At 34.4% G+C, this 12,933-nt stretch carries 9 protein-coding genes; 4 read left to right on the top strand and 5 right to left on the bottom strand.

Features of this window, described 5'->3' with window-relative positions; genetic code table 11:
• Window positions 1-69 precede the first annotated feature (69 nt).
• The gene (locus tag HQN83_RS11350) at window positions 70-2,601 is read left to right on the top strand and encodes an NACHT domain-containing protein (RefSeq protein ID WP_173090449.1); all 2,532 of its coding nucleotides are present in this window, start codon (window positions 70-72) and stop codon (window positions 2,599-2,601) included.
• A gap of 21 nt (window positions 2,602-2,622) precedes the next feature.
• On the opposite strand, the gene HQN83_RS11345 is transcribed toward HQN83_RS11350, so the two are convergent.
• From HQN83_RS11345 to HQN83_RS11335, 3 genes are all read right to left on the bottom strand, one after another.
• On the bottom strand, window positions 2,623-4,218 hold the full coding sequence (locus HQN83_RS11345) for a S8 family peptidase (protein ID WP_173090448.1): 1,596 nt from the start codon (window positions 4,216-4,218) through the stop codon (window positions 2,623-2,625).
• A gap of 189 nt (window positions 4,219-4,407) precedes the next feature.
• Window positions 4,408-4,845, bottom strand: coding sequence for an RrF2 family transcriptional regulator (locus tag HQN83_RS11340; protein WP_048903680.1), 438 nt, complete (start codon window positions 4,843-4,845; stop codon window positions 4,408-4,410).
• Between the two features lie 302 nt (window positions 4,846-5,147).
• Window positions 5,148-5,654 (bottom strand): GbsR/MarR family transcriptional regulator, encoded by a 507-nt coding sequence (locus HQN83_RS11335; RefSeq protein WP_173090447.1) that lies wholly within the window; start codon window positions 5,652-5,654, stop codon window positions 5,148-5,150.
• Between the two features lie 212 nt (window positions 5,655-5,866).
• Between HQN83_RS11335 and HQN83_RS11330 the strand changes: the two genes are divergently transcribed.
• Complete coding sequence (locus tag HQN83_RS11330; RefSeq protein ID WP_173090446.1) at window positions 5,867-7,195, top strand: sigma-54-dependent transcriptional regulator; 1,329 nt, start codon at window positions 5,867-5,869, stop codon at window positions 7,193-7,195.
• On the opposite strand, the gene HQN83_RS11325 is transcribed toward HQN83_RS11330, so the two are convergent.
• Entirely contained in the window at window positions 7,180-9,660 is a 2,481-nt protein-coding gene (locus HQN83_RS11325) for an ATP-binding protein (RefSeq protein ID WP_246254458.1), read from the bottom strand. The genes HQN83_RS11330 and HQN83_RS11325 overlap by 16 nt on opposite strands.
• 142 nt (window positions 9,661-9,802) lie before the next feature.
• Window positions 9,803-10,780 (bottom strand): GlxA family transcriptional regulator, encoded by a 978-nt coding sequence (locus tag HQN83_RS11320; RefSeq protein WP_173090444.1) that lies wholly within the window; start codon window positions 10,778-10,780, stop codon window positions 9,803-9,805.
• A gap of 246 nt (window positions 10,781-11,026) precedes the next feature.
• On the opposite strand from HQN83_RS11320, the gene HQN83_RS11315 reads away from it, so the two are divergent.
• Together HQN83_RS11315 and HQN83_RS11310 are read left to right on the top strand one after the other, a co-directional pair.
• Complete coding sequence (locus HQN83_RS11315; RefSeq protein ID WP_173090443.1) at window positions 11,027-11,611, top strand: RNA polymerase sigma-70 factor; 585 nt, start codon at window positions 11,027-11,029, stop codon at window positions 11,609-11,611.
• Between the two features lie 107 nt (window positions 11,612-11,718).
• On the top strand, window positions 11,719-12,717 hold the full coding sequence (locus HQN83_RS11310) for a FecR family protein (protein WP_173090442.1): 999 nt from the start codon (window positions 11,719-11,721) through the stop codon (window positions 12,715-12,717).
• The last annotated feature ends 216 nt before the right edge of the window (window positions 12,718-12,933 follow it).

Here is a 12,933-nt window from a genome sequence, read left to right as displayed (position 1 = left end):
AATATTCATTGTTCCTACATAAAGCATTATATTCGTTACGTTCAAGAATTTGACGCTCAATTACAATGTATGGATGAAACATTTATCTTAAACGAACTCAAAAGCTTAATTCTATCCAAAACAGGAATTCGAACCATCACACCTGCAGATTGCAAAAGAATTTCGATTGAGATCAGTAAGACATTGAACAAGAATGTTAGTGAAACAACGATCAAGAGATTATTTGGCTTCGCTATGGTTAAGCATAACTTTTCTAAGTTTACGTTAACCACATTATCAGAATATGTTAATGAAGAATATCCTGAAAACGGAAGTATTCAAGTAAACCTAAGCAAGCAAACTTCTCTTCGTAGCTGGAAGGAGATTCATGATAAAGCATCTAAAGTAACTGACTTCACACTAAAAAGTGTGAGGAATCGTTCGGGAATGCCATATGAACTGACTATAGGCAGAAAATTTGCCGAACATGATTTTGAGGATTTCTTCAAGAATAATTATAGCTTCACCTGTTTTATTTCTCAACCTGGCTACGGCAGAACTATTCTACTTAGCCATTTGGCAGAAAAATTTCTTAATAGTAATACACCAGAATACAAAGACTCTACGCTCCTATTCATTACAGCTTATAGTTTCTTCAATAAAGACAATTCAATACTAAATTTTGAGGATCAATTGAAGCTTCAATTAGGTATCCACCCTAAGGATAGTTTAATTAACTATATAAAGCAAAATTATAATACATCAGGAGGTAAATTCATTATCTTTCTTGATGGTTTTTCGGAATTAATTGTAAAAGGTGATCTTAAAAAACAACTGTTCGAAAGCATTATAAACTTCATATGTAATATTGAAGATAGTGAATCGATTAAATTGGTAATGAGTATGAGATCCACAACCTGGATCAAATTTTATGACCGAATAAGACATTCTGCGTTTTTGAAAACTAAGTGGTTTCCAGGAAATTACTTTAATGCCAATGACGTATCCAATGTTCCTCCACTTACAGAAAAAGAAGTCGATTTAATTCTAGCAAAAATCAATAAAATTGAATCGAATGCAATAAACGCAAAACTTAAAGCTCAATTAAAATTCCCATTTCATATACAGCTGTATTATCAGCTAAAAGAAGAAGACCCTCATTTTAATTATTCTACTAACATTACCTTCTATGAGCTAATATCTCGTTTCATTCAGGACAAGATATATAGATCCAATTATTACACTGAAAAAATCCTATTCCTAAAGAAGATAATTCAGCTAACTAATTATGGAAAAAAGGGCAATTCAGTACCAAAAGACGACCTTATTAGTGAATTATCGGCATTTAAAAATGCATATATGGAGCTTCTATCTGAAGGAATACTTATGGAGGAGAAAAGCCAGCAGGAATTTCACCCTCGTGAGTTTGTTCGTTTCATTCACCCCCATATTTTTGAATATTTCTTGTTCATTGAACTTTTAGAAAAATTCCATCTAAAAGTAGATAGCTCTTTCTTTGATTACATCAAAGAAGAATACAAGAACACTAATGCTAAATTCCAACTCTTACAGTGGACAATTAGATTTATTATAAGAATTGGTGATTTTAAATCTTTAAATAACATATTCAATCTTGAATTAAATAATTACGAAAAAAATTACTTGATTCTTTTTATCGCAGAGAATTTAGAATACCGTAATAAATACAGTCCTGAAACAATTAAATTATTAAGGGAGCATAAACTCCATGATGCCATAATTAAAGAATTAATTAATTTCGACTTCATAGATTCTTGCTATAAAGAAGCCATAACAGTACTTATTAAAGTAACTGATACGAATGAAAATCTATTGATTTATCATTCACTCTTAGCCTTTTTCGATATTTTAAGTCTAGATACAGCACTAATTAAGGAGAGAATTGAAATACTAGCACAATTTAAAAGTACAAAATGGCTAGTAGCACCAGATCAAATCATCTCATTGATTCATTCTAAAATCTTGAATATACATTCAGACGAGGAATTGATATTTAATGATATTGAGGCACTAATATTAACGCAAGACCCTAGTGATATTACTCCTCAGCAGGCTATCTCTTATTTTCTTATCATTATATTAAATCAATTCTCAGAGGACAAAAGAAGCGCATTAAATCTTATTAATTCAATTTCCGCTCATCATGCAAAAGCTCTTTCAAAACGAGCTCCGCTATCAGTTTTTTTAATGAGTATTTTTACACTTATCAGTTCTAAGACAGATCCAGATAATAAAACAGAAAGACTAGAAAAGATTCTTGTTTCCTTAGCGGACAACAAATCAAGATTTAAAATCACAAAATATACTGAATCAATTATTAAATTAATTCAAGCCTATCAATCAAAAAATAAAAAAGAGTACACTATGGCTTATAACTATAGTAATGAGTGTCTTGATTTATTTAAGAGAAATCATCTAAACCTAGATTGTCTTAGCGTTTATAATTTAATTATAGAAGTTTTTACTGCTATGAAAGATCCCATAAAAGTAAACGAGTTTAAATACGAACGCCTTTGTTTTATGGAAGATAATAATATATCCAATCGTCTATTTTCATTACCAAACGAAACAAAGAAATTTTAAGGGGCAAAGAGCCCCTTAAAGCTATTTTTTATATTCAGATGCAAGCTTTAATGCATTATAAGCATTAACTATGCCTCCTGTAACACAAAGATCTGAAAAGGGAACTGTCTTAGTAGACTCATCATCTTTGATCATCACATTTTGATCTACTTTAACAACAGATTTCAAAATGATATCCTTTACTTCAATCGCAGTTAATTTAGGATAATATGAACGGATTAATCCGGCCAAACCTGCCACGACAGGTGAAGCCATGCTAGTTCCATCTAGTTTTTCATATTTAGATCCGGGAATTGTAGAGTTTATATTTACGCCGGGAGCAAAAACATCCACAGTGGTTTTTCCATAATTAGAAAAGCTAGCTTTTACAGTTTCATCATTTGCCGGCCCTGAGGCTCCTACTGTGATCCATGAAGCGGCAACTCCCCCATCGTCATAGTTAGGACTTGGAAAATTTTTAGCGACTTCCAGGTTTTCATTATCATTCCCTGCGGCATGTACAATTAAAACGTCTTTTGAAACCGCATATTTTACAGCATCATCAACAATAGCTTTATCCCATGAATAAGATTTGCCAAAACTCATATTAATAACTTTTGCACCGTTATCTGCAGCATACCGGATTGAGTTAGCAACATCTTTATCCCTTTCATCTCCATTTGGCGTACTGCGAACAGCCATAATTTCTACATTGTTAGCAACACCATTAATCCCCAATCCATTGTTTCTTACTGCCCCAATTATCCCTGCGACATGTGAGCCATGCCTAGCATCTGGACCAGTAACATCATTGTTCCCATAAAACCTCTCTTTGCTATTATTCGGATCGTCTCCCACAATAGAACGAGGATCATAGTCAAGATTTAGATTATAATCAACCTGGGATTTAAAGTGCTCATAACCATCCAATATTTGAGTTTTATAGAAGTCCTCAAAAGTTGTGTTTTTTACTTGTTGCAGTAGTATTCTCTGAATATTTGTTTCAATATCAGAAGACGGCTGGAATGCTTGAATATCATCTGATGAAGGATTGTCTTTCCCGATTTTTTTTACAACATCATCAATTGCTGATTTGATTGCAGAATAATTATCTAGCCCTGCTTTTGCTTCTGCAAGTTCCTTCTCAAATTCAGTTTTATTTTTTTGATAAACCTCGAAGGCCACAAGATCATTTGCCGACACAGAGGATGCGTCCAATTTATCAAATTTTGCATTATCACGGCGTACTAACCTGGTTAGCTCTAATGTCTCATAATTAATTGATCCTTTGCTCGATCCCAAGAAGTTCCATCCATTTATATCGTCGATATAGCCGTTCTTATCATCATCCTTACCATTACCTGGTTTTTCTTTTTTGTTTATCCAGATTACAGATTTTAGATCTTCATGATTAACATCAACCCCTCCATCTAAAACAGCGACAATTACCTTCGTGGATTTCTTACCTTTTAGTAGCTCATTATAAGCTCTTTCGGTACTGATTCCAAATGTAGAATCTGCTTTTAAATCTAGATTTTGCCAATTGGGTTTTTGAGCGAACGTCATAAATGGAATAACCATCAATAAAGAGATCCCAAGTATTCTACTAGAAAATTTACTCATGTTCTTTTCTGTCATATATAAAGTTTTAAATCAAAGTTAATTAAATAAAAGTTCAAGATGTTAATAACAAATGTGTGATTATCACCCTATACAACGAGAAAACCAGATATAAAATATCTGGTTTTCATAATAACAGCAAAATGTATTCCAATCTTCAAATAAGACTGTACTTGAAGAACTCTCTCGTAGAACTGGCTTATCCGATTAAGAAACTATGTTTTCGTCAGTCTCTCGAGCTATTACGTCGGCTATTGATGTCTGCGCCAATACGTTTAAAGTCGCATTTCTCACATCTATAAAAGTCTTTCTAATGCCACAGGTTACTTCATCATGGCATTCATCACATTTACGATAAAACTTTAAGCTAGCACAGGGTACCATTGCAATTGGCCCATCGGTAATACGCAGGATATCAGCAAGAAATATATCTTGTGGATCCTTATTTAAACTGTAACCACCCCCGGCACCTTTTTTACTGTAAAGGTATCCTGCATTACGCATATCTAACAGGATTTGTTCCAAAAACTTTCTGGGGATCATTTCCTGTTCAGCTAATCTCACTATTTGCATTGGGGGATTACCCGTGTTCTTACCAAGAGCAACCAGTGCTTTTATTGCATATTTCGTTTTCTTAGACAGCATATAACAAAGCTAAGAAAAGATATAAGTATAGTAAAGCTTCGTCAAAGATAATTTACCTAAATAGTTAACAAATTGTGTTTTTTCTATATTATCTCAGCTTTTCGCCAAACATTATTTCAAGTTCATCCTACTGACTACCCTTTACAAGTAAAATTTAGCACCCTCTTTAAAAGAATAGAAGACAATCAGACCACTCAAATTCATTTCCTATAATAAATCAAAAATTTCATCATCAAAAAGCTAAAAACCTACAATATAAATAAACAATTAAACTTCCAATACAAATTGAAAATAAAGAAACATTATTTAAATATTTTAAAAATTGAACTCCAAAACCAACTCTCTTCAGCTTTCAACATAGTCTCCAAAGTCTTATTTACATTTTTAGCCAGTTTATTTATATCCTTTACAGAACTTCTAAATGTTTTATAGTTTCTATCCTTATCATCCCCCCTCACCTCCGACAATTCGTTCAAAAGCTTTATTATCGGATCAAGCTCACGCTTCTTTCTTTCCTTAGCAACTTGTCTAGCAATATTCCATGTATCCTTATCTGCATAAAAATACTCCTTGCGTTCACCCGATCTATGTTGTTTCTCAACAAGCCCCCACCCTATTAAATCTCTTAAATTCATATTCGCATTGCCCCTTGAGATGGTTAACTCTTCCATTATCTCTTCAGTAGTCAACGCCTCAGGTGAAATAAGAAGCAAGGCATGGATCTGAGCCATCGTCCTATTAATACCCCATTCAGAGCCAAGCTTTCCCCAAGCTTCAATAAATTTCAATCTTCCTTCAGATAATTCCATAAAACAAAAATAAAATTAATTATCAAAAGTTCAAAAATTACTGAAAGTTAAAACAATAATTAAAAATAGCCGTTTACATTTAAAGAGTATCAACAAATAAATTTAACTTGAATTAGACATTATAAAAAGCCGTGTTTAAGAATTTGCATCGAATAAAAGCCAAATTCCGCTAGTCTTTTGTATTTTTGCTAATATTTACCTGCTTAATCCCTATGGCGAAAATACTAATTATTGAAGACGATTTAACTTTCTCTCAGATATTAGAGGGCTTTTTAAAAAAGCATGGGCATGAGCCACTCGCTATAAATGAAGTAAAAAAAAGCTTTCAGATACTTGAAAAACAAACTTTCGATTTGCTTTTGGTGGACTATCGTTTACCCGATGGAAATGGTCTCGATATTTTGACACATCTTCGTGAAAAGGGGTCTTTACAACCAATCATCATCATGACAAGTTTTAATGATGTAAGAACGGCAGTAAAGTCTATTCAGTTAAGTGCATTCGATTACATTACAAAGCCTGTTAATCCTGACGAGTTGTTAATGATTATCAATAATGCTTTAGGTAAAAAGGAATCCGAAAACACAATCGACTCTGTGGAACATGCGGATGCAATAAAGGGGAAAAGTGCAATTGCCGACAAGCTATATGAGCATATAAATCTTGTTGCGCCAACTGATATGTCCGTAATTATTCAGGGAGAAAGTGGAACTGGTAAAGAGTATGCAGCAAGGGCTTTGCATATGCAAAGTAAACGCAAAGACAAATCATTTATAGCAATAGATTGTGGCGCACTTTCCAAAGATCTGGCAGCCAGTGAGCTCTTTGGTCATGCTAAAGGGGCATTTACTGGAGCACTAAATGATAAAAAGGGACAATTTGAAATAGCTAATGGCGGAACCCTCTTTCTAGATGAAGTAGGAAATCTTAGTTATGAGGTTCAGGTAAAGCTGCTAAGAGCTCTTCAGGAGAGGACAATACAGCCTGTTGGAAGCACTAAAACGATCAAAGTTGATGTCCGTATAATTACCGCAACAAATGATGACCTAAAAGCGAGCGTTAGCAATGGAACATTTAGAGAAGATTTGTACCATCGTCTTAACGAATTTAAAATACATCTCCCAGCATTAAGAGATCGCGGAAAGGATCTCGAACTTTTCATTAATCACTTCATCAAGCTATCAAATACCGAACTGCAGCGGAATGTATTGAATATATCTAGCCCCGCCAAAGAACTTCTACTTCAATACGACTGGCCTGGAAATCTAAGAGAATTAAAAAATGTAATTAAGCGTATGGTGTTGCTAACACCTAACGAAACGGCCGAAGTAGATTCTTTACCTGAAGAAATGATTGTAGCTATTAATCAAGCACCCAAACCTAGCGGATCAGATCTTAAAGCAATTAATGAGGTGAATGAAAAAGCACTTATTCTGGAAACATTGGTAAAAGTGAAATATAATAAATCAAAAGCCGCTAAATTACTCAACATAGATAGAAAAACTTTGTATAGCAAAATGGAACGCTATGAGATAGAATAGTCCGTTTTTTTCATTTCTTCTTCTACTTTTACCAAAAGTTCTTTTAATCGGTCAAGTAATGAGCCTATTTCAGCCTTTAAATGGTCATTCAAAAGTCCTGTGTCGTTTAATTTTAATTCACATTCCCTGTAAGCCGCAGCCAGACCTTTAGCGCCAATTTGGGCTATCCTACCTGCCAACCTATGTGTCAACAATCTTAAAACTATTAAATCATTATCAGCAATTGCCAATTCAATTTCATGACTGTCATTCAAACAGTCTTCCTTAAATCTCAGTAGAATTTTATTCAACTGTTCTTTATCATCATATGTCATCTTCCTTAAAGAGGAAAGATCTAATTCAACATCTTGAAAAACTAGACTATCATTATTAGAAATTTCAAAAAAAGCAGCCAAAAGTTCTGCTTCTCTAAATGGTTTCATTATTATTCCGTCGAAACCATTTTCTAAGAAAAAAGTACGCTCGTCAGGCAAAACCTGAGCAGTAATCGCATAAATTCGTACATTATTAACTACCTTCTCTCTCAATAGTCTGCAAAGTTTTACCCCATCCATTTCAGGCATCCTCATATCCATCAGCACATAATTCACGGAACTATCCCAATCAGCATTTAGTAACTTAGATGGAGAGTTAAAGCTTTTATAACTAATCCCATTCTTTTCAAAAATGATCTCACATAAATCCAGTATTAGTTGATCATCGTCTACTATCCATACTTTATAACTCGACAATTGTTTATAATTTGATACCTGGGCATCAACAGCCTCTAGTTCTTTTGCAAATGCAAAGGTTAAGTAAACCGTAAAAGCACTCCCCTCATTTACCTTACTTTTTACATAAATTCTTCCACCCTGATTCTCAATAAGCGACTTTACAATTGTCAGGCCCAACCCAGTCCCTGTGCTATTAACCGCATCATGCTCGATAGCATTAACTTGTTCAAATTCGTTAAAAATTAATTTGCTCTCTTCTTCAGAAAGGCCAATACCTGTGTCTTTTACAATAAAAGTAAAATGTATGTTTTCACCTTGCCTCTTATAAAATGCAGAAAGTATGATGTCTCCTACCTGAGTAAATTTCACTGCATTGCCCAATAAATTATAGAGAATCTGCTTCAATCTAAACGGATCACCATAAATATATTTAAGCCCTTTCAGATCAAAATCAACAATCATTTTCAATGATTTGGCCTCAGCCTGTGGTCTCATTACGGAGATAACTTCATCTAAAAGCTGCTTTACATCAAATATTTTATAAGAGAAGGTAAACTTGCCAGATATGATCCTATTATAATCCAGTACTTCATTAACAATTTGTAGCAGATGCTCAGATGAGTGATAAATAGCATCAATATCTTTAGCCTGTGGATATTCTTGTTGCTTAATCAGTTCTGCATAACCAATTATAGATTGTAGAGGTGTCCTAATCTCGTGACTCATGTTTGAAAGAAAGCGCTGCTTTGCCGTACCATGATACTCGGCCTCATCTTTTGCCAGCTCAAGTTCATTTCTATATCTCCCACTTCTGGTAATATCTGTTAAAATAAGATATAGCAATACGCCCGTCAATACCAAAAAGACAAGCATAATTAATGAAATCGTATTGATTCCTGTATTTACAACCTTTTTTGCTTGAATCCCATTTACTTCTATCTGACTTACAACCTCACTTTCTACTTTCCTTAAAACATCTAACATTTGACTAACCAACAAGCTATTAGCGTTGGCCAGAACTGCTTCTCTATTTAGAAAACTAGCATTTTTTTGCCTCTGATCGTTCTCGATAATTTTTAGAGATTTCTTTAAATCACTAGCCATTTTCTCCTCAGCCGACAGTGCAATAGTATCCCTTTTTACCTTTTCTTCACTTACAATTCGTATTGGATTATCATTTTCACTTTTCTTTTTCCCAAAAATCTTCCCAAAAAAACTCCGGCGCTTATCTTCATTAGGGTAAATCGTTGTTGTTGATGTCTTCTCTTCAGTAGCAAGAATAGTACTATCTGCTTGCTCCGCACTCTTAGAAACAATATCATTAATATTCTTAACCTGTTCGGAAAATGACTTATTATTTACCAGACGCTCTCTTACCTTTAAATAATCAACAAATTGCTTATCTCGCTCCCCTAGTAGCCTTTTTATAGTTGCAATTCTGGCTAGCTGAAGAGAGTCATTTGCATACAAAAAGCCCAAGCTATCCAAAACAGATCTTAGTTGTCGCGACTCCTTAAAAAGTTGTTGATAATTTCCAGGGTCATTAAAAGCCTGCTTCTTCTGCGACTGATCCAAGCTTCCAATCTTTCTTGAAATAACATTAACAATCCTCAATCGTTCACTAGGAGCTGAAATATTTTCGACAGTATTTAGCATTTCTTTAAATGCTACTCTACTAACTCCCCATGCCAAAAAAAGAGCAAAACACGCCAATAGCAAGGCTATAATAACCTTACCTTTTATTGATTTCATGAAACCTTTCTTGGAAATATTACTCATTTTAATACAAGAGTAGCTCTTTACTCAACGAATAATCAACAAGTATTGTTCCACTTAACCTAAATCAGCAAGATTAATAACATTGAGACTTCACTATGGTCATTAAAGATCTAGGTTACACGGCCAATTCGCGATTATACTTGCTACGATATTGAATAGGTGACAAACCTGTAATCCTTTTAAAAGTTGTACGAAAAGCTTTATTATCAGTATACCCTACCTTATACATTACTTCATTAATGTTTTCGCGAGAAGACTCTAAACTAATTTTAGCAGCCTCCATTTTTACTCTTTGAATGTACTCTACTATGGTATTAGATGTTGCTTTTTTAAACCTACGTTCAAGATTTCTTCTTCCTATCGCCTGCATAGAAGCCAACTGATCGATAGTTATTTTCTCCTGAAAATTATTCTCAATAAACTCCTGAATTTTCTTTACTGATTCATCTTCATGCTCCTTTTGTCCCTGAAATATTGTGAATGACAATTGATTTTCCCGGTCAAGTTCAATAGCAAATACTTTTGCTGATAGAACAGCTATTTCCCTACCTGCATATTTTTCTATCAGATATAAGATTAGATTCAGATAAGAAAAAGCACCTCCACTCGAATATATTCCGTTCTCATCAGTAATAATTTTCTCTGTAACCAAGCTTACATCAGGAAACATTCTCCTAAAGTCATTTTCAGCCAACCAATGAGTGGCACATTTTTTTCCTTTTAGCAGACCTGTTGAAGCCAATAAAAAAGCACCAAGACATAAACTTGCTATCTCAGCTCCCCCATTATACTGTTTTACAATCCAAGGAACAAAATCCTTATTCTGTTCTATCGCTCCACTTATCTCTCCATCAATAGCTGGTATAATGATAAGGTCTGTTTTTTCTACATCCCCAATCAACAAGTCTGTATTTGCGGTAAACAGCCCACCACTTATCGGCGTCTCCTTTGTTAAACCTACCAATTGAACTGAAAATAGAGGTGGCTGACCTTTTGCCTTAAAAAACTCATTCACCTGACTAAATAATTGTCGGGAACCTTCAAGACTCCCTAAAATAGCCCCTTTAGGAACCAGGATAGATATATGTTTCATAAATTAAAATTAACCATAAAAATCATTTAAAAAAATTCGTGAAAATCAGACAAATATGTACCTTAACAAAACCATTTATAAACACCAAAAACAGTTTAGCAGCAGAGAAATAGGGGTTTCTGCACTAACGTTTATTGCTTGAGTAATAAAATTACCTCAAGGATAGGCTATGTTAAATAAATGTTAACTTGAATTAACCAAAATATAATAAAAGCAAATCAAGGAAGTAGCTAATTTTGTTGCGTAATGGCGAATAGAAAATTACCAGATCATGAATTGTTACAAAGGTGCCGGGAAGGGAACACTCGCGCATTTGATCTGCTATTTGAAAGATACTTCAATAGATTAAATCTTTTCGCATTAAAATACATCCGACAACAATCCATAACAGAAGAACTGATAATGGATTTAATGTTAAAGGTTTGGGAGAAAAAGGACAATTTTCAGGAAGAGGGCTCTTTAGGCCCATATCTTTTTAAAGCGCTCAAAAATTCAATGATTGATCATTTCCGCAAAAAAGAGCTTTCAACAACTCCGATTTGTGAGTTAATGGCGGATACTTTCACTCAAGATACCACCAACGAGGCTGTTTCTTACAATGAGCTTCAAAAAATTTATCTTGCCAACCTCAACCAGTTAAGTCCTCAGAGAAAGCTTGTATTTGAAATGAGCAGACACGAGAACCTCAGCTACAGACAGATTGCAGACAATCTAAACCTATCTGTAAAAACAGTTGAAAGCCACGTTTCAGCAGCTCTTCTCTTCCTCAGAAAAAAAATGAGAAGCCATATTAATCTTATCATTTTCATGATCACCATCCACTTTTTATAACTGAAAATCAACTAATTAAATAAAATTCAATTTTTATAGCATTTAGCATTCAGGGTATTCTTCCTTTTTTACGTATTCTATTATGAAGGCCCAAATGCCAAACCAAATTGAACAAAGTATTACTAAAAAAGTATTTAAACAATACCTGCAGTGATCAAGAACTGGAGCAGGTAAAGCAATTTCTGCAGCAGCCGGAATCGGCAGGTCTATTTCGTGAAGTTCTCGATGAGGCCTGGCAGGAAATGGAAGATCCGGAGCTCGATCTTCAAGCAATGGCTAGTTATCGCCAGCAATTAATGCAGAGCTTTCAAAACGAAACTGAAAGCAGTCAGGAAACAACCAGACTATGGCCAAAAAGATGGTTTAAATATGCTGCAATTCTACTTCTTCCACTGATGTTTGGTATATATCAATTCTCAAAAAGCAGCAAAGAAGACTCTGTTAAAGTTGCCCTCTTAGAAGCATACAATCCAAAAGGTCAACGTTCAAAAGTCACCTTATCAGACGGCACGATAGTCTATCTTGGCTCAAACAGTAAAATACGATATCCTAAAACATTCGCAAACATTCGGGAAATGGAACTAGTTGGTGAAGCATTTTTTCAGGTAAAAAGAGATACTTCTCGTCCATTTATTATCCACACCAATAAAATTCAAACTAAGGTACTTGGTACATCTTTCAAGATTGAAGCATTTAAAGGAAGTCCGATCGAGGTAAGTGTGGCAACTGGAAAGGTTAGGGTAGACAGGCAAGCTAATAATTCTAATAAACATTTAACATCTGTTGCAGTCCTCACACCTGGTCATCTTGTGAATTGGGATGAGAAGTCAGAAAAAGCAACTTTAAATGAAGTCTCAACTCGAGAATTGGAACTATGGAAAGATGGGAACCTAACCTTTAACAATCAACGGTTAGGAGATGTTGTAGCAGTATTAGAACGATGCTATAATGTAAACATCAAAATATTATCAAACGATCTATCCAATTACCGAATCAATACTACCTGTTCTTTAAACGAATCGATAGATAAAATTATGTCTGTAATGGGCAAAGCAGGTCGTTTTAAGTACAAACTAGAGCGCAATCAAATCATAATTTCAAACTAAAAAATTAAACTATGTAAAGAGAAAAGCTACCTAAAAAAAACGCCCTGTTAAACAGGGCGAATTCACTAGAAATCCATTTAGTCATTGGTTTACGAGGCCTCAAGACTTCAAGGATTCACTTCCGAGTTAAAGAACTCAGAAGGCTAACAGATTTATTACCCCATTTTCTTTGGGAAAAAACCTACTAAACAAACAAAAATATGCAAAAAGGATTGT

Source organism: Pedobacter foliorum, assembly GCF_013266735.1.
Classification (GTDB): Bacteria; Bacteroidota; Bacteroidia; order Sphingobacteriales; family Sphingobacteriaceae; genus Pedobacter; species Pedobacter foliorum.
The sequence above is the reverse complement of the archived record's forward strand: the minus strand, read 5'-3'. Positions and strand labels throughout refer to the sequence as shown.